The organism is Curtobacterium sp. YR515, from assembly GCF_900113095.1.
Classification (GTDB): Bacteria; Actinomycetota; Actinomycetes; order Actinomycetales; family Microbacteriaceae; genus Curtobacterium.
The window spans coordinates 195,689-215,617 of record NZ_FOOD01000003.1; the positions used below are offsets into that span (position 1 = coordinate 195,689).

Sequence of the window (19,929 nt, forward strand, 5' to 3'; positions counted from 1 at the left end):
GGGAGGCGCGGTGCGGACTGGCACGGCGCCTCCCGTCCGGCGCGCTCGTCAGGCGTGCGGCGGCGGCGTGCAGCGCACAGCGCGCGCCCGCCACGAGATCTCCTCGACGAAGGCAGCCGTGTCGGGGCCGAGCGGGTCGTCGGCGGCGTCCTCGACGAGGAGTCCGAGCGCCGGGGCGAGCAGGAACGACGTCGTCGTGGTGCTCCCGAACGCGTCGACGGTGGGGACGGCGACGGTGTCCGCGAGTCCGGCGTGCGCGAGTGCTGCGGCGTAGTCCAGCACGGCGTCCGCGGCCTCGTCGGAGGTCAGGACGGCGGTCAGGCCGTACACGATGTTCTTCATGATCCGAACGCGCCGAGGTGGGGAGATGAGGACCGCAGCGGTGGCTCGTCCTCCGGACACACGGAAGTGGCGCACACCCGGGGCCGGGACAGCAGACCGGCTCCGTGTGCACGGTACGCCCCGCGCGCTGACCGTGTGACGGACGCCGCGGCCGCGGGGTCGGTCAGGCCGGCGGCGGCGCCGTGCTCGCCCGGACCACCAGGCGGACCGGCACGAGGTCGGCCTCGGCGCGGACCGGCTGGCCGTCGATCTGGGCGAGGAGGTTCCGGACCGCCCGGCGCCCGACCTCGTCGAAGGACTGGTGCACGGTGGTCAGCGGCGGCCAGAACGAGTCGGACTCGGGGGAGTCGTCGAAGCCCACCACGCTGAGGGTCTCCGGCACGGGACGCCCGAGTTCGTGGGCGGCGCGGAGCACCCCGAGGGCCGTCTGGTCGTTCGCGGCGAACACGGCGGTGATCTCGGGGCGTCGGGCGATCTCCTGCCCGGCGCGGTACCCGGACTCGGCGCCCCAGCCGCCGCGGAACACCGGCGGGACGGTGCGCCCGGCGGCCTCGAGCGTGGCCTGCCAGGCGGCGAGACGTCGGGCGGCCGAGTACGACGACTCGGGGCCGGCGACGTGCCAGACGGTCTCGTGCCCGAGGTCGAGCAGGTGCTGCGTGGCCCGGCGGGCACCGTCGGCCTGGTCGGTGTCGATCGCCGGGTGCTGCGTGGTGCCGGTCGAGTCGACGACGACCATCGGGACGCCGTCGGGCAGGACGACCTCGGCCGTGTCGATGATGTGCGACTCGATGATGATGACGACTCCGTCGACGGCCTGTTCGTGCAGGCGGGAGAAGGCCGAGCGGACGCCTTCCTCGGTGCGGGAGGCCATCGGCAGCAGCGTGATCGTGAAGTCGGCGACACCGGCCGCGTCGGCGATCGCCTCGAGCGTGCGCATGTTGCCGTACGACGCGAGGGTGAACATGATCACGCCGATCGTCCGGAAGCGCCCGGAGCGGAGGGCCCGGGCAGCGCGGTTCGGGCGGTAGCCGAGGTCGTCCATCACGCGCTGGACCCGGTCGCGGGTGTCCGGCGAGACGTTGTCGAAGCCGCGGGCGACGCGGGACACGGTCTGCATCGAGACCCCGGCGGCCTCGGCCACGGCGGCCATCGAGGGGGACCGGCGCGTGGCGGACAGATCGGTCGTCACGGGGTCTCCCATCGGTGCGAGTGGACGTCGAGCGCGACGGCCTGCACCGGACGCTAGCGCATGTTGACGTTGCCATGCTATCGTCGCGCCGTTCGATGTTGACGTCAACATCGACGGACCCGAACACAGCACGACAAGGGAGTCACATGAGCACGCTGGAAGCGCGCGCAGCCGGAGCCACCGCCCCGGCCGTGCCACCGCGGCGCCGCGCCAGACCGCGCGGCCGGTACACGGGATGGCTCTTCGTCGGCCCGTTCGTCGTCGTCCTCGTCGCGATGCTCATCGTCCCGATCGGCTACGCGCTCTGGCTCAGCCTGTTCCGCGACCAGCTCATCGGCGGCAACCAGTTCGTCTGGTTCGCCAACTACGTGCAGCTCTTCCAGGACGCGAAGTTCTGGTCGGGCCTCGGCCGGGTCGCGGTGTTCCTCGTCGTGCAGGTCCCGATCATGCTCGGCCTCGCGCTCGTCGCCGCCCTCGCGCTCGACAGCGCCCGGCTCTGGGGAACGAGCTTCTTCCGCATCGCGGTGTTCCTGCCCTACGCGGTCCCCGGTGTCGTCGCCGCGCTGATCTGGGGCTTCATCTACGGCAACCAGTTCGGCCTCACCGGTACCGCGAACCACGCGCTCGGCATCGACCTGCTGCAGCCGTTCAGCCCGGACTGGGTCCTCACGTCGATCGGCAACGTGGTCACGTGGGAGTTCCTCGGCTACAACATGCTGATCTTCTACGCCGCGCTCCGCACCGTGCCCGGCGAGCTGTACGAGGCGGCCGAGCTCGACGGCGCCGGCCCGATGCGCACGGTCTTCTCGATCAAGCTCCCGGCCCTGCGCGGCCCGATGGTCATCGCCACGATCTTCTCGATCATCGGCAGCTTCCAGCTCTTCAACGAGCCGAACCTGCTCAAGACGCTCGCCCCGAACGTCATCGGCAGTGCCTTCACGCCGAACATGTACGCCTACTCGCTGTCCTTCAGCGGCCAGCAGTTCAACTACTCCGCCACCGTCGCGATCGTCATGGGCGTGATCACCGCGGTGATCGCCTACGTCGTCCAGGTCCGCGGCACCCGCGAGGAGAACCGATGAGCACCCTGCAGCACCCGGCGACCGGCGCGTCCGGCCCGGCCACCGTCACCGAGGCGACCACGACGCTGCGCGACCCGCAGGCCCGGTCGAGCCGCGCCTCCAGGCGTGCCGAGCGGAAGGCCGAGCAGCACGTCGACGGACGCAAGCCGAAGCGTTCCGGCCTCCTCACGGCCGTGATGATCGTCTTCGTCGTCTACTCGTTCGCGCCGCTGTTCTACCTGCTCGTGAACAGCACGAAGACGCAGGCCTCGCTCCTGTCGACCTTCGGCCTGTGGTTCGGCGGGAAGTTCAACCTCTGGCAGAACATCGTCGACACGCTGACGTACAACGACGGCATCTTCGTGCAGTGGCTCGGCAACACGCTGCTCTACGTGGTCGTCGGCGCCGGTGGCGCGACCCTCCTCGCCACGATCGCCGGCTACGGCATGGCGAAGTTCCAGTTCCCCGGCCGTCGCGCGGTCTTCGCCGTCGTCCTCGGTGCGATCGCCGTCCCCGGCACCGCCCTCGCCGTCCCGACCTTCCTGCTCTTCTCGCAGTTCGGCCTGACGAACACCCCGTGGGCGATCATCCTGCCGTCGCTCATCAGCCCCTTCGGCATGTACCTGATCTGGACCTACGCGGTGGACGCGATCCCCGCCGAGCTCCTCGAGGCCGCCCGCATGGACGGCGCCGGCGAGTTCCGGATCTTCTTCACCATCGCGCTCCGCCTGCTCGCACCCGGTGTCGTCACGGTCCTGCTCTTCGCGGTCGTGGCCACCTGGAACAACTACTTCCTGCCGCTCATCATGCTGAGCGACCCGAAGTGGTACCCGCTGACGGTCGGCCTCAACCAGTGGAACGCGCAGGCCACCGGGTCCGGTGCCGAGCCGATCTACAACCTCGTCGTCACGGGATCGCTCCTCACGATCATCCCGATCGTGGTCGCGTTCCTCTTCCTCCAGCGCTTCTGGCAGTCCGGCCTCGCGGCCGGGTCCGTCAAGGCCTGATCCGTCGGACGGGAGGCACGCAGCGGCCCCGCCACGCGCCTCCCGGCCCGACACACAGCAGCTCCACCCCCTCTCCACGAAGAAGTGAAAGGCACCTCCATGAACAAGCGTCTCCGGCGCGGCCTCAGCGCCGTCGCCATCGGCGTCACCGCAGCCGTCGCCCTCGCCGCCTGCGCCTCCGGCGGCTCCTCGTCCGGCGGTTCGTCCGACGACATCTCGAAGGCCCTCAAGGACGGCGGCACGCTGACCTACTGGTCGTGGACCCCGTCCGCGAAGGACCAGGTCGCCGCGTTCGAGAAGGCCTACCCCAAGGTGAAGGTCAAGCTCGTCAACGCCGGCACCGGCGCCGACCAGTACACGAAGCTCCAGAACACGATCAAGGCCGGCTCGGGTGCCCCCGACGTCGCCCAGGTCGAGTACTACGCGCTCCCGCAGTTCGCGCTGTCCGACTCGCTGCTCGACCTGTCCTCGTACGGGTTCGGCGACCTCAAGGACAAGTTCGCGACGAGCACGTGGAACTCGGTGGACATGGACGGCAAGATCTACGGTCTGCCCCAGGACTCCGGCCCCATGGCGCTGTTCTACAACAAGAAGGTCTTCGACAAGTACGGCATCGCCGTGCCGAAGACGTGGGACGAGTACGTCGCAGCGGCCAAGAAGCTGCACGAGGCCGACCCGGACGCGTACATCGCAGCGGACTCCGGCGACGCGGGGTTCACCACGAGCATGATCGCCCAGGCCGGCGGCACGCCCTTCACCACGAAGGGCGACAAGGTCACGATCAACCTCGAGGACGCCGGCACGAAGAAGTGGACCAAGACCTGGGACCAGCTCGTCGAGCAGGGTCTGCTGTCGAAGACCGTCGGCTGGAGCGACGACTGGTACAAGCAGCTCGGCAACGGCCAGATCGCCACGCTCATCACCGGCGCCTGGATGCCCGGCAACCTCGAGGCGAGCGTCGCCGACGCCAGCGGTGACTGGCGCGTCGCGCCGATGCCGACCTACGACGGCGGCACCGCGCAGACCGCGAACAACGGCGGCAGCGCCGAGGCGGTCATGAAGCAGTCGAAGAACCCGGCGCTCGCGGCGGGCTTCCTCAAGTGGCTGAACTCCTCGAAGGAGTCGACCGGCATCTTCATGAAGTCCGGTGGGTTCCCGTCGACCACCGCCGACCTCGAGTCCTCGGCGTTCCTCGACGAGAAGCCGGAGTACTTCGGCGGCCAGCAGATCAACAAGGTGCTCGTCGACGCGTCGAAGTCGTCCGACAACGACTTCACCTACCTGCCCTACCAGGTGTACGCGAACAGCGTGTACGCGGACACCGTCGGCCAGTCGTACGAGAACGGCACCTCGCTCGAGAGCGGTCTCGCCGCCTGGCAGAAGGCCCTCGCGAAGTACGGCAAGGACCAGGGCTTCACGGTCTCGTCCAAGTAGTCACCACACCAGTTCGACCCGGGGCCGTGCGGAACCTTCCGCACGGCCCCGTCTCCGGAAAGAGTTCCCCCATGCGCTTCGCCATCGGCGACACCGACTTCCTGCTCGACGGCGAGCCGCACCGGATCCTGTCCGGCGCGATCCACTACTTCCGTGTCCACCCCGACCTGTGGGCGGACCGGATCCGCAAGGCGAAGCTGATGGGGCTCAACACCATCGAGACGTACGTCGCCTGGAACGCGCACGCGCCGTCGCCTTCTTCGTTCAGTTTCGAGGACGGTCTCGACCTCGGCCGCTTCCTGGACCTCGTCGCCGCCGAGGGCATGCACGCCATCGTCCGTCCCGGCCCCTACATCTGCGCGGAGTGGACGAACGGCGGCCTGCCGTACTGGCTCTTCGCCGACGGCACCGTCGGGGTCCGCCGCGACGAGCCGGGGTTCCTCGCCGCCGTGCAGGGGTACTTGGAGCGTCTCGCGCCGGTGCTGGTCCCGCGGCAGATCGACAACGGCGGCCCGATCGTGCTCGTGCAGGTCGAGAACGAGTACGGCGCGTACGGCTCCGACCCCGTCTACCTGTCGAAGCTCGAGCAGATGCACCGGGAGATCGGGCTCACCGTCCCCTTCACGAGCGTCGACCAGCCGATGGGCACGATGCTCGAGGACGGTTCGCTGCCCTCGCTGCACAAGACCGGTTCGTTCGGCTCGCGTTCCGTCGAACGGCTCGCGCGACTCCGACAGGCCCAGCCGACCGGCCCCCTGATGTGCTCGGAGTTCTGGGACGGCTGGTTCGACAGCTGGGGCGAGCACCACCACACCACGCCGGCCGCTGCTTCGGCATCGGACCTCGACGACCTGCTGGCCGCGGGCGGCTCGGTCAACATCTACATGTTCCACGGCGGCACGAACTTCGGCTTCACGAACGGCGCGAACGACAAGGGCGTGTACCGGCCGATCGCGACGTCGTACGACTACGACGCACCGCTCGACGAAGCCGGGCGTCCGACGGAGAAGTTCCACGCGTTCCGCTCGGTCATCGAGCGCTACGCGCCCGTTCCGCCGCTGCCCGCTGCGATGCAGCCCGGTGGGTCGGGTCGGCTCGCATCCGTCGGTCCCCTCCGACCCGTCGGTCCCGTCGGGTCGGCTCCGGCCCAGGAGGCGCGGCTCGCCCCCGCCTCGGACGTCGCCGTCCGCCTCGACCGCGTCACACCCCTGCGCGCCCTGCTGCCGTCCCTCACGTCGTGGTCCGCGCACGACACCCCGCCGACGTTCGACGCCCTCGGCGCTGCGAGCGGCTTCGTGCTGTACCGGACCGAGGTGGACCTGCCGTCCGGCGGCGTGCTCACCGTCGGTGAGGAGGTCCGCGATCGCGCGGTCGTCTCCGTGGACGGGATCGTCGTCGGGGTCCTCGAGCGGGAGCACCACGACCGTGCCATCGCCCTGCCCCCGGTCACCGGCACGCTCGAGCTCCTCGTCGAGGACCAGGGCCGCGTCGACTACGGCCCGCGCATCGGCGAGCCGAAGGGCCTGATCGGCGGGATCGCCGTCGACGGAGTCCCGCTCGCCCGGTGGACCGCGTCGCCCCTGGCCCTCGACCCGATGCCCGAGGCCGCGCTGACGATCCTCGCCGACGCCCTGCCGACCGACGGCGACGTGCTGGCCGGACCGGTGTTCGCCACGGGGTCGTTCGACCTCGCCGAGGCGGGGGACCGCTTCCTCGCCCTCGACGGGTTCCGGAAGGGCGTCGCGTGGGTGAACGGGTTCTGCCTCGGCAGGTACTGGTCCCGCGGGCCGCAGCGCACCCTGGCCGTCCCCGGACCGGTGCTCCGCGCCGGGAGGAACGACGTCGTCGTCCTCGAACTGCACGCCGCCGCGTCCCGGTCGGTGTGCCTGCGGGTCGAGCCGGACCTCGGGCACACGGAGGGCTGACGGGGTTAGGCTTCGCTGGAGTCCGAGCAGCCGAGGGGGATGCGATGGTGCGGGTGTTGCAGTGGGTGTGGCGCGTGGTCGTCTCCGTGCTCCACGTCCTGGCGGGGGTGCTCACCTCGTTCGGTTCCGGCGGGATCGTCGGTGCGGGAGCGCCGCCGACCCCGACCCCGAACAAGCCCGACGACTACCGCCCCTGACCGTTCCGGGAGTCAGACTGCTCGAGCTCCGGCCCACGCCCGCACCTCGAGCAGCGCCGCACGTCGCCACCGCCACAGTGGGGCGAACTTCGTGCCGTCGTCCTCCCACGCCTGCGTGAGCATCCAGATCGGCCGCCGGTGTTCCGTGCCGCCGTCATCGCGCCACTCGACGAACGCGTCGTCGAGCACCGCGGTGATGCCGGACCGGGGTGCGGTCCAGCTCAGGAGGAAGCCCTCGTAGCGCAGCGCGTCGTCGGACAACCGCACGGCGACCCGAGGGACCCGGACGGTGGCCCAGACCCCGATGGCGACGCACGCGACGCCGAGCACGAGGACGAACGCCCGAGCCGAGGCACCGGGGACGAACGCGACCGAACCGAGCGCGATGCCGGTGCCGATCATGACCGGGCAGAGCACGACGAACGCGAGGACCCGGTCCAGGCGCGGTGGGCGGATCGCGATCATCGGGCGCGCTCGTCGTCGTGCTCGTCGAGGGCGTCGAGGTCGTGGAGCGCTCGCCGGGCGTCGGCGATCCGGTCGGCCTCGGGGCGGGTCCACCACTCGGGCCCGCGTTCGCCGAGGCCGTGCTTCGCCAGGCCGTTGCGGTGCCGTGCTGCGGCGAGGGCGTCCTCGTCGCCGGAGCGCTTGGCCTGCTTGACGGCGTTGCGGCCCCGACCGAGGTGCGACCGGAGGGCTGCGGCGACGTCCTCGGGGAGCGCTGGGTCGGTGCGTCGCCACCGCCGACCGTCAACCACGAAGAAGTGGTCGTCGGGCGTCGCGGTCATGCACCCGAGTCTTGCAGCGGACACCGGGTTCGTCCGGAGGGATGACCGTTCTGGTTCGTGGAGTCCGGGGATCGCGAGCCAGAACGGTCACCGCGCGGATCCGGTGCACGGTGTCAGGGGTGGGCGGTAGAACGGCGGTGATGCCCGAACCCCGAACCCGCGCCCTGCTCGACGTCCGCCGGATCTACGCCGAGCCGGCAGGCCTCGAGCTCCAGCGCGGGCAGGAGGTCGTCGGGCAGTGGCCGGACGCCGAGATCGTCCCCGTCGAGTCGCACTGGAACATCCCCGAGGTGCACGGCGACGAACGGAACGTCCAGCGGTGGGTGCGCATCAAGACCGAGGCGCTCGTCCTCGGCGTGAAGAAGTCGCTCGTGACCCGGCCGAACGGACGCTCCGCGGACTTCATCGCCCCGTCGACGGCGAACGGCTGCGCCATGGCGTGCGCCTACTGCTACGTCCCGCGGCGAAAGGGCTACAGCAACCCGGTGACGGTCTTCGCGAACATCGACCAGATCACGAAGCACGTCGCCCGCAACATCGCGAAGCAGGGGCCGAAGACCGAACCGAACCAGTGCGACCCCCACGCGTGGGTCTACGACATCGGCGAGAACAGCGACTGCTCGGTGGACGCGATGCTCAGCGACAACGTGCGGGACCTCTGCGACCTGTTCCGGATGTCACCGACCGCCAAGGCCTCCTTCGCGACGAAGTACGTCAACCGCGACCTGCTCGACTGGGACCCGATGGGCCGCACGCGCATCCGGTTCTCGCTCATGCCGCACGAGACCGCGAAGGTCACCGACATCCGCACCAGCCCGATCGCCGAGCGGATCGCCGCGGTGAACGACTTCGTCGACGCCGGGTACGAGGTCCACCTCAACTTCTCGCCCGTCATCCTGACCCCGACGTGGGAGTCCGACTGGGCCGACCTCCTGCGTCAGGTGGACGACGTCCTGTCCCCGGCGGCGAAGGCGCAGCTCGCGGCCGAGGTCATCTTCCTCACCCACAACGAGCCCCTGCACGAGGTCAACCTCGGCTGGCACCCGAAGGCCGAGGACCTGTTGTGGCGCCCGGACCTGCAGGAGCAGAAGGTGTCGCAGAACGGCGCGGTCAACGTCCGCTACCGCTCCGGGATGAAGGGGCAGCTGGTCGAGCGGTTCCGGGAACTCGTCGCGGAGCACCTGCCGAGCTGCCGCATCCGCTACGCCTTCTGAGACGACGAACGCCCGCGCCGTCGGGCGCGGGCGTTGCGTGGTGCGACGGGTTCAGTGACCGTCGAGGTGGTCCTTCGCCTTCTCGGTCTCGAGACGGCCCTCGCCCATGACCTGGTCCTTCTGGCCCTGGTGCTTGAGCTCGTCGTCGTCGGTGTGCTTGCCGACCGCTTCCTCGACCTTGCCGACGACCTTCTGGGTGACGTCCTTCGCCTTGTCTCCGAGCGACATGGTGACTTCCTTCCTCCGGGGACCGCCGAGGGTCCTCGGGGCCTGTGCCACGAAGACAACCAGGGGCAGCAGCGCGACTCGCGGCCGAGCCGCAGGTTCGTGTCCCCCGATTGCTTCCACCGGGGTACGGATCAGGGGATCAGCCGGTCAGCGCGGTAGCGGTCGAAGAGCTCGGCGAAGGCACGTTCGGTGCGACGGAAGGCGGTGAACCCGGCGTCGCGGCTCTTGCCCATGTCGGTGACGACCTCCATCGCGCGACCGAGGTCGGCGTCGGTGTGCCACCACGAGGCGAGCCGGGAGATGTCGGGTTCGACGAGGCCGTGGCGCTCCGCGATGTCGGCCCACGCGGCTTCGTGCGGCGCCATCTGCTCCTCGAGCGGGCGCGGCGCATCCTCGTACCCCACGACCCGCGCCGGGTCGACACCGAGGTGGGCGGCGAGCCGGGGCCACATCCAGCGCCAGCGGAAGACGTCGCCGTTCACGATGTTGAACGCCTCGTCGGCACCCTCGGGCGTGGTCGACGCCCAGACCATGTGCTCGGCCAGGATGCCCGCATCGGTCATGTCGGTGAGGCCGTTCCACTGCGCCTCGCTGCCCGGGAACACGAAGTCCAGACCGAGCTCCTTCGCCAGGGTCGCCTGCACCGCGATCGTCAGCCCCACGTTCATCGCGTTGCCGACCGCGTGGCCGATCACCGTGTGCGAGCGGTGCACCGACCAGGTGAAGCCCTGGCGGTCGGCGGCGGCGAAGAGCTCGTCCTCCTGGGCGTAGTAGAAGTTCGGGGTGTCGAGGCGCGGTTCCTCCTCGTGGAACGGGGTGTCGGGCATCTCGCCGGCGGCGTACGCCTCGAACGGGCCGAGGTAGTGCTTCAGCCCCGTGACGAGGGCGACGTGCTCGAGCGGCGTGTGGGCGAGGGCTGCGAGGAGGTCGCGCACCATGCCGCCGTTCACGCGGATGTTCTCGGCCTCGGTGTCTTGCCGCTGCCAGGCGGTGAAGAAGACGTGGGTCGGGCGCTCGTCGGCGAGGGCGGCGCCCAGCGACTCCGGGTCGCGCAGGTCCGCGGCCACGGTGCGGACACCGTCGCGGGCGAGAGGTCGGCGGGAGAGCGCGGTGACCTCCCACCCGAGGTCGAGCAGGTGCGACACGAGGGCCGATCCGGTGATGCCGCTGGCACCCACCACGAGGGCTCGGAGACGGTCGGGGGACTGTGCGGCGGTGTCGATCGAGGTCATCACCTCCGTGCAACGCACCTGTGCGACAGGTGTTCCCTCAGCGCGGTCGGCGGATACGGATCGGGCCCTTGGCGGTGGACGGGTCGACGACGCTGCCGTGCTGCGTGATCTCGACCTCGCCTCTGGACATCATCCGCCGCGCCGCACGCCGGGCGGGTTCCATCAGGTCACGCCAGCCGTCGGGGTCGAGGGCCCGCGCGGCGTCCGACGGGCAGATGCTCGACGTTCGAGCGCGTGCCGCGAGCAATTCGTCGATCCGTTGCTCGAGTGCTCGGTCCGTCGCGTCCACGCCGTGCTTCCGGCACGCGGCCGAGCAGTACTTCGCATCCGGGGCGGCGGAACCGGGCATCCGGCGGCCGCACGAGGCACACGTCCGATCGGCGTGCTCCGCCTCGTTCGCGGCGGCGTCCGCCTCGGTCCTGATCGCTCGTCCCATGCGACCATCCTGTCCCCGCTGTCCGGTCTCGTGCCCAGCCCAGGCACGGCTGGCAGCATCGGGTCGGTGAACACCGACACTGCACCCGAGCGTCCCGCCGAGCCGGCCTGGGTCGAGCACGTCATGTGGTGGCACGTCTACCCGCTCGGGTTCGTCGGTGCCGACGTCCGGCCGGACACCCCCGTGGACGGACGCCCCGTCGACCACCGGCTCGGCCGCATCGAGCCCTGGCTCGACCACGTCGTGGACCTCGGGCTGAACGGGCTGCTGCTGGGCCCCGTCTTCACGAGCTCGACGCACGGCTACGACACGGTCGACCACTTCCGGATCGACCCGCGGCTCGGTGACGACGACGACTTCGACCGGCTCGTCACGGCCGCGCACGACCGGGGGATCCGTGTCCTGCTCGACGGGGTGTTCAACCACGTCGGACGGGAGCACCCGGCCTTCCGCGCCGTCGAGGAGCAGGGCTCGGACGCGCTGACGGCGGATCTGTTCGCGATCGACTGGGCAGGCTGGTCGCCCGGCGACGACGTGCCGGTGGGACTGTTCGAGGGGCACGACATCCTGGTCGCGCTCGACCACGGCAGCCGGGCCACCGAGGACCTCGTCGTCGAGGTGATGACGCACTGGCTCGCACGGGGCGTCGACGGCTGGCGACTCGACGCGGCCTACGCGGTGCCGACGGCGTTCTGGGCACGGGTGCTGCCGCGCGTCCGGGAGCGCTTCCCGGACGCCTGGTTCACGGGCGAGGTCATCCACGGCGACACGGCTGCGTTCGTCCGCGCCTCGACGGTCGACTCCACCACGCAGTACGAGCTCTGGCAGGGCATCTGGCACGGCATCGCCGACCGGAACTGCTTCGAGCTCGCCCACGCCGTCGAACGGCACGACGAACTGCTGGCCGCGCAGGCGCCGAGCACGTTCGTCGGCAACCACGACGTGACGCGCATCGCGAGCGCCGTGGGGGAGCGGTTCGCCGGGCACGCCGCCGCCGTCCTCTTCACCGTCGCCGGGACCCCGAGCGTCTGGGCCGGTGACGAGTACGGCTGGACGGGGGTGAAGGAGGAGCGCGTCGGCGGGGACGACGCCGTCCGCCCGGAGTTCCCGGCCGCTCCGCCCGAGTCCGTGGAGCTCACGCACGCGTACGAGGCGCTCATCGCCCTCCGTCGCCGCGAGCCCTGGCTGCACCGCGCCCACACCGACGTCGTCCACCTGACGAACACCGCGCTCGTGCTGCGGACCGCGACCGCGGAGCGGGCGGTGGTGACCGCCCTGAACCTGTCGCCCGATCCCGTCGACCTGCCCACAGCGGGTGCGACGCGCGTCGAGGCGGGCGGAGCCGACGTCGGGGACGGGACCCTGCGCCTCCAGGCCGCCGCCTGGGCAGTGCTCTCCGGATCGTGAGCAGAAATGGTCGGGTCCCCGGACAGGACCCGACCATTTCTGCTCACGAAACGAACGCCCGCGCGCCCGCGCTACTTGCGCGCGGACGCCGCCCGGCGCTTGTTGAACACGTCGAACGCGACGGCGGCGAGCAGCACCAGGCCCTTGATGAGCGACTGGTACTCGGTCCCGATGCCGAGGATCGACATGCCGTTGTTCAGGATGCCGATGATGAGACCACCGACGATCGCTCCCGGCACCGTCCCGATGCCACCGGTGACGGCCGCGCCGCCGATGAACACCGCGGCGATGGCGTCGAGCTCGAAGCCGTTGCCGGCACCCGGAGCCGCGAGGTTGAGCTGCCCGGTGAAGACCACGCCGGCCAGGGCCGAGATGACGCCCATGTTGACGAAGAGCAGGAACGTGACCCGCTTCGTCTTCACACCGGAGAGCTGGGCGGCGAGAGCGTTCCCGCCGATCGCGTAGATGTGGCGGCCGAACACCGCGCTCCGCATGACGACCGAGTAGATCACCACGAGGGCGCCGAGCACGACGAGCACGATCGGGGTGCCGTTGTAGCTCGCGAGCAGGAGCGCCACGTAGATGACGAGCGCGACCGTGAAGGCGAGCTTCGTGATGAACCAGGCGAACGGCTCGCTCTCGAGCTGGTACTTGCGCCGTGTGGCACGACCGCGGAACGCCGTGACCACGAGGACGATCGCGGCCGCGAAGCCGAGGATCATCGTGAGCGGCTCGTACCCGGTGGTGCCGAACGACGGCAGGAAGCCGGAGCCGAGGGAGCGGAAGCCCTCCGGGAACGGCGAGATCTGCTGGTTGTGCAGGACGATCTGCGCGGCACCACGGAACGCGAGCATGCCCGCGAGCGTGACGATGAACGCGGGGATCCCGAAGTAGGCGATCCAGAACCCCTGCCAGGCACCGACGAGGGCGCCGACCACCAGGCAGAGCACGACCGCGATCGGCCAGGGCAGGCCCCACTGCGTGATCATGACACCGGCCATGGCGCCGGTGAAGGCCACGACCGAGCCGACCGAGAGGTCGATGTGCCCGGCGATGATGACCATCACCATGCCGATGGCGAGGATGAGGATGTAGCTGTTCTGGACGATCAGGTTCGAGACGTTGATCGGGGCGAGGGTGATGCCGTTCGTCGTCACCTGGAAGAAGATGACGATGACGATCAGCGCGATGAACAGGCCGATCTGTCGGAGCTGCCCGGTCAGGTAGCCGGCGGCGGACTTAAGCGCGTTCATTGACAGGGGTCTCCCGTTCCTGGGTCATGTACTGCATGAGGGCCTCGGGCGTGGCCTCGGAGCGGGGCACGTCGGCGGTGATCGTGCCCTCGGAGAGCGTGTAGATGCGGTCGCAGATGCCGAGGAGCTCGGGGAGCTCGGAGGAGATCACGATGATCCCCTTCCCCTGGTCTGCGAGCTGGTTGATGATCGTGTAGATCTCGTACTTCGCGCCGACGTCGATGCCCCGCGTGGGCTCGTCGAGGATCAGCACGTCGGGGTCGGCGTACATCCACTTCGACAGGACGACCTTCTGCTGGTTGCCGCCGGAGAGCTTCCCGGTGACGACGTCGACGTTCGGTGCCTTGATGTTGAGGCTCCGGAGGAACTGCCCGGCGACGGTGGTCTCCTCGGACGCGTTGACGAAGCCCCAGTTCGCGAGCTTCCCGAGCGCCGATCCGGAGATGTTCCGCTTGATGTCGTCGATGAGGTTGAGCCCGTAGCGCTTCCGGTCCTCGGTGACGTAGGCGATGCCGTTGTCGATCGCCTGCGACACCGTGTGGGTCTTGATCGGGACGCCGCGCTTGTACACGGTGCCGCTGATCCCGGTGCCGTAGGACTGGCCGAACACGCTCATCGCGAGCTCGGTCCGTCCAGCACCCATGAGCCCGGCGATGCCGACGACCTCGCCCGCGCGGACGGAGAGGTTCGCCTGGTGGATGATCTCGCGCGAGGCGTCGAGCTGGTGGTGGACGGTCCAGTCCTCGATGCGGAGGAGTTCCTCGCCGATCTGCGGGTCCTCGCGCTCCGGGTACCGGTTCGACAGGTCGCGACCGACCATGCCGCGGATGATCCGGTCCTCGGAGACGTCGTCGGCGTGCATGTCGAGCGTCTCGATGGTCTTGCCGTCGCGGATGATCGTGACCTTGTCCGCGATCGCCTTGATCTCGTTGAGCTTGTGGCTGATGATGATCGCCGTCATCCCCTCGGCCTGCAGCGACCGGATGAGGTCGAGCAGGTGCGCCGAGTCGTCGTCGTTCAGCGCTGCCGTCGGCTCGTCGAGGATGAGGAGCTTCACCCGCTTCGACAGGGCCTTCGCGATCTCGACGAGCTGCTGCTTGCCGACGCCGATGTCGACGATCTTCGTGACCGGGTTGTCCTTGAGGCCGACGCGCTGCAGGAGCTCGGCGGCCGCGAGGTTCGTCTTGTTCCAGTCGATGAACCCGGCCTTCGACTGTTCGTTGCCGAGGAAGATGTTCTCGGCGATCGACAGGAACGGGCTGAGCGCGAGCTCCTGGTGGATGATCACGACCCCGGCCGCTTCCGAGCCGTTGATGTCGCCGAACTCGACGGGGGATCCGTCGATGAGGATCTCGCCGTCGAAGGAGCCGTGCGGGTAGACCCCGGACAGCACCTTCATCAGGGTGGACTTGCCGGCGCCGTTCTCGCCGCAGATCGCGTGGACCTGGCCGCGCTCGACCTCGATCGAGACCCCCTGCAGCGCCTTGACCCCGGGGAACGTCTTGGTGATGTCACGCATCTCGAGGATGGTGTCCGCCATGTGGGACCGCCTTTTCGTCGTCCGCGCGTGGGCGCGCGGGTGGTGACGGACTGGAGGCGCGGGGCGGGGTCGACCCGCGCCTCCAGTCCGACAGATGGGTTGCGTCCTACTTGAGGTCGGCCTCGGTGTAGTAGCCCGAGTCGACGAGGACTTCCTTGTAGTTGTCCTTCGTCACGACGGTCGGCTGGAACAGGTAGGTCGGGACGACCTTGACCTTGTTGTCGTAGCTCTTCGTGTCGTTGACCTCGGGCTTCTTGCCGGTGAGCAGGTCCTCGGCCATGGTGACCGACTGCTTGGCGAGCTTGCGCGTGTCCTTGTAGATGGTCGAGTACTGCTGCCCGGCGATGATCGACTTCACGCTGGCCTGCTCGGCGTCCTGTCCCGTGATGGTCGGGAGCGGGCGGTCGCTCGAGCCGTACCCGGCGCCCTGGAGCGCCGAGATGATGCCGATCGACATGCCGTCGTAGGGCGAGAGCACGCCGTTCAGCGTGGTGCCGCCGGAGTACGACTTCGCGATGAGGTTCTGCATGCGGGCCTTGGCGGTCGCCGGGTCCCACTGCTGCGTCGCGGCCTGGGAGAGCTGGTCCTGGCCGGACTGGATCTTCAGGGTGCCGTCTTCGAGGTACGGCTTGAGGGTCTTCATCGCACCGTCGAAGAAGAAGCCCGCGTTGTTGTCGTCGAGCGAGCCGGCGAAGACCTCGATGTTGAAGGGGCCCTTCTCGCCGGTCTTCTTGCCGTCCGCGTCGAGCACGCCGAGGCCGGTGAGCAGGCTCGTCGCCTGGTCGACGCCGACCTTCTCGTTGTCGAACGACACGTAGTAGTCGACGTTCTTGTTGCCCGTGAGCAGGCGGTCGTAGGAGATCACCTTGATGCCGGCCTTGGCGGCGGCGTCGAGCTGGTCGGAGAGCGCTCCGCCGTCGATCGACGCGATGATGAGGACCTTCGCGCCCTTCGTGATCATGTTGCTGACCTGCTGCGCCTGCTGCTGGACCTTGTTGTCGCCGTACTCGAGGTCGACCTTGTAGCCGGCCTTCTCGAGGTCGCTCTTGACGGCGTTGCCGTCCTTGATCCAGCGTTCCGAGACCTTGGTCGGCATCGCGACGCCCACCAGGGCGCCCTTGTTGTCGCCGCTGCTGCTCCCACCGTCGGTGGACGCGCGTCCGCCGGCGGAGCAGCCGGCGAGTGCGATGGCGATGCCGAGGGCGACGACGCCCGCGACGATCTTGCGCTTCATCATCGAAGTACCTCTGTTCCTGCGCGTCCACGTCGACGCGCTCGGTGCCGGGGCTGCTGTGCCCCGAGGGATTTGCTCGTGTGAGCGCTCACATACTGGGGGTTCCGTGACGGGGTGTCAACTCACCGTGACCGTTTCGCGATCTTGTCGCGTCGGCCGGACTGCGCGGTACGGTTGGCGACGTGACGACCACGACCGCGCTCGGGGACGCCGGCGGCAAACGTCGCAAGGCACCCACGATCTTCGACGTCGCCGAGCGCGCGGGCGTCTCCCACCAGACCGTCTCGCGGGTGATCAACGGCGACCCGACGGTCCGCGAGCAGTTCCGCGCCCAGGTGTCCGACGCGGTCACCGAACTCGGGTACCGGCCCCGCGCCGCCGCCCGGGCGCTCGCCGGGGGACGCAGTCGGGCGCTCGGCATCATCACCGCCGGGGACGCGCTGTACGGGCCGTCGAGCACCGCCATCGGGTTCGAGCGGGCAGCCCGGTCCGCCGGCTACCACGTCCTGCTCTCCACGCTGCCCGACGACCCGCGGCCCGTCGACCTGTCGAACGCCCTCGTGACGCTGCTCGCCCAGGACGTCGCCGCCATCGTGCTCGTCGCCGCCGACAACCGGGTGCTCGACGCCCTCGCCTCGCTGACCGTCCCGGTCTCGGTGCCCGTCGTCGTCGCGAACGCCGTGCAGCGGGACGCGGCCAGGGCCCCGGTGGCACCGAGCGTCGCGGCGGTCGCGATCGACCAGGCGGCGGGGACCTCGCTCGTGATGGAGCACCTGTTCGCCCGCGGGCACCGCCGGATCGTGCACATCGCCGGCCCTGCGGTCTCGCAGGAGTCCGAGGTCCGCCGGGTGACCTACGAGCGGATCATGCGCGACGCCGGACTCGAACCCGTGGTGCTCGACGGCGACTGGACCCCGGCGAGCGGGTTCGCGGCGGCCCGGACGATCGACGTGCACACCGTCGACGCGGTCTTCGCCGGGAACGACCAGATGGCGCTCGGGGTCCTGCACGCCTTCGCCGACGAGGGACTGCGGGTGCCGGACGACATCGCCGTGGTGGGCTTCGACGACGTCCCCGAGGCGGCGCACTTCACGCCGCCGCTCACCACCGTGCGGCAGGACTTCCGGGCGATGGGGGAGCGGGTGCTCGACACCGTGCGGGCCCTCGTCGAGGGGGAGCCGCGGGACGAGACGTTGCTCGTGCCCGAGCTCGTTGTGCGCCGTAGCGCGTAGGGCGCGGGGCGCGCGGGCCGCGGGCGCGGGGGCACGGCGGCGCGGGCGCAGCTTCGCGGGTTCGCCGAGCGGGCACGACTCGCCGCGGGTTCGTCGTCGAGCGGGCAGAACAGGCCGGGTGTGCGGGCCGAATGTGACGTTTTTCGCCCGCTCGGGGCCGCCCCGGCCCGCGGCAACGCCGCCCCGCGCGCGGCAGCGCCGCCCCCGCACGGTGCGAGGACGGCGCCGCCCGGCTGACCCGACCGTCAGCCCTTCAGCGCGCCGGACGACAGCCCGGCGACGTAGAACCGCTGCAGCCCGACGTACAGCGCGATGCACGGGATCATCGCCACGACGGACCCGGCCACGAGGTTCCCGTACGACACCTGCCCGTACGCCCCGGTCTGCAGGTTGAGCAGCGCGACGGGCAGCGTGTAGAGCGAGTCCTTCGTGAGGAAGGTCAGCGCCCCGAGGAACTCCGTCCACGACGCCAGGAACGCGTAGAGCGCGGCGGTCGCGGCACCGGGCAGGAGCAGCGGCCGCAGCACCGACACGACGACCCGGAAGCGCGAGGCGCCGTCGACGAACGCCGAGTCCTCGAGCTCCGTCGGGATCGACTCGAACGCGTTCCGCATCACGAACACCCCGAACGGCAGGTTCACCGTCGTGTAGAAGAGCACGAGCCCGAGCAGCGAGTTCGTGAGCTTCATCGCGTTCATCTCGAGGTACAGCGGCGTGAGGATCGCCTGGAACGGCACCATCATCGTCAGCAGCACCAGCCCGAAGACGACGCCGGAACCACGGAACCGGAACCGGGCGAACCCGTACCCGGCCATCGTCGCGATCACGGCGGTCAGGACGGCCGTGGCGATCGACACGACGAGCGAGTTCACCACGCCGGTGAGCAGGTGCGACGAGGGGCTGAAGACCGCGGCGAAGTTCTGCCACCCGAGCTGGAAGAACGTCGCCGGGTCGGCCGCCTGCGTGATGACGGCCTCGGACTGGAACGCCCGCAGGATCGACCAGATGAGCGGGACGCCGAACACCAGCGTCGCGCCGACCCCGGCGATGACGTACAGGGTGCGCTTCACCGCGGTGTCGCGCGGGTGGCGCACGCTGCCCTGGTGGCGGCGACGGCGGCCTCCGTCGCCGGAGGTGGTCAGCGTGCGGGTGGACAGGTCCGGGGCCGCGAGGCCCGCACGGGAAGCGGTGGTGCTCATGGCTCAGTCCTTCTCTCGCAGTGCCCAGAACTGGAACACGGTGACGGCGGCGATGACGACGACGAGGGCGATCGACTCGGCGGTCGCCGCGCCGAGCTGCAGGTTCACGAAGCCGCGGTTGTAGATCGCGTTCACGATCGTCGTGGTCTCCGTTCCCGGCCCGCCCTGGGTCAGGATGTAGAACTGGTTGAACGCGAGCAGTGACCCGATGACCGAGATGATCGCGCTGAGGGCGAGCGTCGAGCGGATCATCGGCATCGTGATGAGGCGTTCGGTCTGCCACCACGAGGCCCCTTCGAGCTGGGCGGACTCGTACACCTCGTCGGGGATGCCCTGCATGGCGGACATCACGAGCACCATGGTCAGCCCGGACACCGCCCAGACGACGAGCACGCAGATGAGCAGCGTCGCGAGCGGGCCGTTCACGAGCCACGCCGTGCTGCCGTCGGTGATCCCGAGCCAGCGCAGCACCATGTTCACCGCGCCGGAGTTCGGTTGTGCCTCGAGCACGAGCATGAACGACAGCGTCGTCAGCCCGACGACGTACGGCAGGAAGAACACCGTGCGCAGGAAGGTCGACCCGCGCCGTCGGGCCCGGATGAGCACGGCGAGGAAGTACCCGAGCGCCAGGATCGGCACCGTCACGATCGCCGTGTAGAGCAGCGTGTACCCGATGGCGTGCACGAACGTCGGGTCCTGGAACAGCGTCAGGTAGTTCTGCAGTCCGATGAACCGGTACGGGCCGATCAGGGGCCAGTTCGTGAACGAGATGTAGAGCGCGAACACCAGCGGCGCGAGGACGAACACCGCGACGAACACGATCGCCGGGGTGACGAGCACGGCGCCGGTGCGCGGCGGGTGCGTGAGCGAGTTCCGGGACGGACCCGGGCGGCTGACGCCACGGCCGACGGTCGGACGGCCGGCGCCGGTCCGTCGGTTGGAGACGGTGGTCATGTCTGCACCTCTCTGTGCAACGAGCGAACGAGCGAACGAGCGAGCGAGCGAACGAGCGAG

At 69.8% G+C, this 19,929-nt stretch carries 20 protein-coding genes; 8 read left to right on the forward strand and 12 right to left on the reverse strand.

Annotated features, from left to right (window positions below; translation table 11 throughout):
• Positions 1–48: 48 nt before the first annotated feature.
• On the reverse strand, positions 49–342 hold the full coding sequence (locus BM028_RS09080; protein WP_070418183.1) for a hypothetical protein: 294 nt from the start codon (positions 340–342) through the stop codon (positions 49–51).
• Positions 343–505: 163 nt separating this feature from the next.
• Positions 506–1,492, reverse strand: a complete 987-nt coding sequence (locus BM028_RS09085; protein ID WP_217637372.1) for a LacI family DNA-binding transcriptional regulator — start codon at positions 1,490–1,492, stop codon at positions 506–508.
• A 185-nt stretch (positions 1,493–1,677) separates the two neighbouring features.
• Here BM028_RS09085 and BM028_RS09090 point away from each other — a divergent pair, with 185 nt between their 5' ends.
• The 5 genes from BM028_RS09090 to BM028_RS18505 all read left to right on the forward strand — a co-directional run bounded on the left by BM028_RS09090 (position 1,678) and on the right by BM028_RS18505 (position 7,155).
• Entirely contained in the window at positions 1,678–2,613 is a 936-nt protein-coding gene (locus BM028_RS09090) for a carbohydrate ABC transporter permease (protein WP_070418185.1), read from the forward strand.
• Entirely contained in the window at positions 2,610–3,599 is a 990-nt protein-coding gene (locus BM028_RS09095; protein ID WP_175473685.1) for a carbohydrate ABC transporter permease, read from the forward strand. Before BM028_RS09090 ends, BM028_RS09095 begins: the two co-directional genes overlap by 4 nt.
• Positions 3,600–3,698: 99 nt before the next feature.
• Positions 3,699–5,033 carry an ABC transporter substrate-binding protein gene (locus tag BM028_RS09100; protein ID WP_175496037.1) on the forward strand — a complete coding sequence of 445 codons (1,335 nt, stop codon included), beginning with the start codon at positions 3,699–3,701 and terminating at the stop codon, positions 5,031–5,033.
• Between the two features lie 71 nt (positions 5,034–5,104).
• Positions 5,105–6,958: a glycoside hydrolase family 35 protein gene (locus tag BM028_RS09105; RefSeq protein ID WP_092386101.1), complete on the forward strand. Its 1,854-nt coding sequence runs from the start codon at positions 5,105–5,107 to the stop codon at positions 6,956–6,958.
• 44 nt (positions 6,959–7,002) lie between these two features.
• Complete coding sequence (locus tag BM028_RS18505; RefSeq protein WP_175496038.1) at positions 7,003–7,155, forward strand: hypothetical protein; 153 nt, start codon at positions 7,003–7,005, stop codon at positions 7,153–7,155.
• 12 nt (positions 7,156–7,167) lie between these two features.
• Here BM028_RS18505 and BM028_RS09110 read toward each other — a convergent pair whose 3' ends face one another.
• Both BM028_RS09110 and BM028_RS09115 read right to left on the reverse strand, forming a co-directional pair.
• On the reverse strand, positions 7,168–7,620 hold the full coding sequence (locus BM028_RS09110) for a hypothetical protein (RefSeq protein ID WP_092386103.1): 453 nt from the start codon (positions 7,618–7,620) through the stop codon (positions 7,168–7,170).
• Positions 7,617–7,940, reverse strand: a complete 324-nt coding sequence (locus tag BM028_RS09115; RefSeq protein ID WP_092386105.1) for a biopolymer transporter Tol — start codon at positions 7,938–7,940, stop codon at positions 7,617–7,619. Before BM028_RS09115 ends, BM028_RS09110 begins: the two co-directional genes overlap by 4 nt.
• 140 nt (positions 7,941–8,080) lie before the next feature.
• Between BM028_RS09115 and BM028_RS09120 the strand changes: the two genes are divergently transcribed.
• The gene (locus BM028_RS09120) at positions 8,081–9,154 is read left to right on the forward strand and encodes a spore photoproduct lyase family protein (RefSeq protein ID WP_092386107.1); all 1,074 of its coding nucleotides are present in this window, start codon (positions 8,081–8,083) and stop codon (positions 9,152–9,154) included.
• Between the two features lie 51 nt (positions 9,155–9,205).
• Here BM028_RS09120 and BM028_RS18225 read toward each other — a convergent pair whose 3' ends face one another.
• The 3 genes from BM028_RS18225 to BM028_RS09130 form a co-directional block, all read right to left on the reverse strand.
• Positions 9,206–9,382: a CsbD family protein gene (locus BM028_RS18225; protein WP_139199296.1), complete on the reverse strand. Its 177-nt coding sequence runs from the start codon at positions 9,380–9,382 to the stop codon at positions 9,206–9,208.
• A gap of 131 nt (positions 9,383–9,513) precedes the next feature.
• Positions 9,514–10,614: an SDR family oxidoreductase gene (locus BM028_RS09125; RefSeq protein ID WP_092386109.1), complete on the reverse strand. Its 1,101-nt coding sequence runs from the start codon at positions 10,612–10,614 to the stop codon at positions 9,514–9,516.
• Positions 10,615–10,651: 37 nt separating this feature from the next.
• On the reverse strand, positions 10,652–11,050 hold the full coding sequence (locus tag BM028_RS09130) for a DUF3253 domain-containing protein (RefSeq protein WP_092386111.1): 399 nt from the start codon (positions 11,048–11,050) through the stop codon (positions 10,652–10,654).
• A 66-nt stretch (positions 11,051–11,116) separates the two neighbouring features.
• Between BM028_RS09130 and BM028_RS09135 the strand changes: the two genes are divergently transcribed.
• On the forward strand, positions 11,117–12,457 hold the full coding sequence (locus tag BM028_RS09135) for an alpha-amylase family glycosyl hydrolase (protein ID WP_092386113.1): 1,341 nt from the start codon (positions 11,117–11,119) through the stop codon (positions 12,455–12,457).
• A 71-nt stretch (positions 12,458–12,528) separates the two neighbouring features.
• Here the strand turns inward: BM028_RS09135 and mmsB are convergent, their stop codons facing one another.
• The 3 genes from mmsB to chvE all read right to left on the reverse strand — a co-directional run bounded on the left by mmsB (position 12,529) and on the right by chvE (position 16,487).
• Positions 12,529–13,710, reverse strand: coding sequence for a multiple monosaccharide ABC transporter permease (mmsB, locus tag BM028_RS09140; RefSeq protein WP_071295576.1), 1,182 nt, complete (start codon positions 13,708–13,710; stop codon positions 12,529–12,531).
• Complete coding sequence (gene mmsA / locus BM028_RS09145) at positions 13,697–15,250, reverse strand: multiple monosaccharide ABC transporter ATP-binding protein (RefSeq protein WP_070418195.1); 1,554 nt, start codon at positions 15,248–15,250, stop codon at positions 13,697–13,699. Before mmsA ends, mmsB begins: the two co-directional genes overlap by 14 nt.
• Before the next feature lie 106 nt (positions 15,251–15,356).
• Positions 15,357–16,487: a multiple monosaccharide ABC transporter substrate-binding protein gene (chvE, locus tag BM028_RS09150; protein ID WP_092386115.1), complete on the reverse strand. Its 1,131-nt coding sequence runs from the start codon at positions 16,485–16,487 to the stop codon at positions 15,357–15,359.
• 179 nt (positions 16,488–16,666) lie between these two features.
• Here chvE and BM028_RS09155 point away from each other — a divergent pair, with 179 nt between their 5' ends.
• Complete coding sequence (locus BM028_RS09155; protein WP_070418196.1) at positions 16,667–17,716, forward strand: LacI family DNA-binding transcriptional regulator; 1,050 nt, start codon at positions 16,667–16,669, stop codon at positions 17,714–17,716.
• 245 nt (positions 17,717–17,961) lie between these two features.
• Here BM028_RS09155 and BM028_RS09160 read toward each other — a convergent pair whose 3' ends face one another.
• The gene (locus tag BM028_RS09160) at positions 17,962–18,915 is read right to left on the reverse strand and encodes a carbohydrate ABC transporter permease (RefSeq protein ID WP_071295577.1); all 954 of its coding nucleotides are present in this window, start codon (positions 18,913–18,915) and stop codon (positions 17,962–17,964) included.
• A gap of 3 nt (positions 18,916–18,918) precedes the next feature.
• Positions 18,919–19,869 carry a carbohydrate ABC transporter permease gene (locus tag BM028_RS09165; protein ID WP_070418198.1) on the reverse strand — a complete coding sequence of 317 codons (951 nt, stop codon included), beginning with the start codon at positions 19,867–19,869 and terminating at the stop codon, positions 18,919–18,921.
• Positions 19,870–19,929: the final 60 nt, after the last annotated feature.

What these genes read in the sequence shown, in the direction of transcription:
- BM028_RS09080 (WP_070418183.1), bottom strand. Translation starts at nt 342, where the DNA reads ATGAAGAACATCGTGTACGGCCTGACCGCCGTCCTGACCTCCGACGAG.
- BM028_RS09085 (WP_217637372.1), bottom strand. Translation starts at nt 1,492, where the DNA reads ATGGCCGCCGTGGCCGAGGCCGCCGGGGTCTCGATGCAGACCGTGTCC.
- BM028_RS09090 (WP_070418185.1), top strand. Translation starts at nt 1,678, where the DNA reads ATGAGCACGCTGGAAGCGCGCGCAGCCGGAGCCACCGCCCCGGCCGTG.
- BM028_RS09095 (WP_175473685.1), top strand. Translation starts at nt 2,610, where the DNA reads ATGAGCACCCTGCAGCACCCGGCGACCGGCGCGTCCGGCCCGGCCACC.
- BM028_RS09100 (WP_175496037.1), top strand. Translation starts at nt 3,699, where the DNA reads ATGAACAAGCGTCTCCGGCGCGGCCTCAGCGCCGTCGCCATCGGCGTC.
- BM028_RS09105 (WP_092386101.1), top strand. Translation starts at nt 5,105, where the DNA reads ATGCGCTTCGCCATCGGCGACACCGACTTCCTGCTCGACGGCGAGCCG.
- BM028_RS18505 (WP_175496038.1), top strand. Translation starts at nt 7,003, where the DNA reads ATGGTGCGGGTGTTGCAGTGGGTGTGGCGCGTGGTCGTCTCCGTGCTC.
- BM028_RS09110 (WP_092386103.1), bottom strand. Translation starts at nt 7,620, where the DNA reads ATGATCGCGATCCGCCCACCGCGCCTGGACCGGGTCCTCGCGTTCGTC.
- BM028_RS09115 (WP_092386105.1), bottom strand. Translation starts at nt 7,940, where the DNA reads ATGACCGCGACGCCCGACGACCACTTCTTCGTGGTTGACGGTCGGCGG.
- BM028_RS09120 (WP_092386107.1), top strand. Translation starts at nt 8,081, where the DNA reads ATGCCCGAACCCCGAACCCGCGCCCTGCTCGACGTCCGCCGGATCTAC.
- BM028_RS18225 (WP_139199296.1), bottom strand. Translation starts at nt 9,382, where the DNA reads ATGTCGCTCGGAGACAAGGCGAAGGACGTCACCCAGAAGGTCGTCGGC.
- BM028_RS09125 (WP_092386109.1), bottom strand. Translation starts at nt 10,614, where the DNA reads ATGACCTCGATCGACACCGCCGCACAGTCCCCCGACCGTCTCCGAGCC.
- BM028_RS09130 (WP_092386111.1), bottom strand. Translation starts at nt 11,050, where the DNA reads ATGGGACGAGCGATCAGGACCGAGGCGGACGCCGCCGCGAACGAGGCG.
- mmsB (WP_071295576.1), bottom strand. Translation starts at nt 13,710, where the DNA reads ATGAACGCGCTTAAGTCCGCCGCCGGCTACCTGACCGGGCAGCTCCGA.
- mmsA (WP_070418195.1), bottom strand. Translation starts at nt 15,250, where the DNA reads ATGGCGGACACCATCCTCGAGATGCGTGACATCACCAAGACGTTCCCC.
- chvE (WP_092386115.1), bottom strand. Translation starts at nt 16,487, where the DNA reads ATGATGAAGCGCAAGATCGTCGCGGGCGTCGTCGCCCTCGGCATCGCC.
- BM028_RS09160 (WP_071295577.1), bottom strand. Translation starts at nt 18,915, where the DNA reads ATGAGCACCACCGCTTCCCGTGCGGGCCTCGCGGCCCCGGACCTGTCC.
- BM028_RS09165 (WP_070418198.1), bottom strand. Translation starts at nt 19,869, where the DNA reads ATGACCACCGTCTCCAACCGACGGACCGGCGCCGGCCGTCCGACCGTC.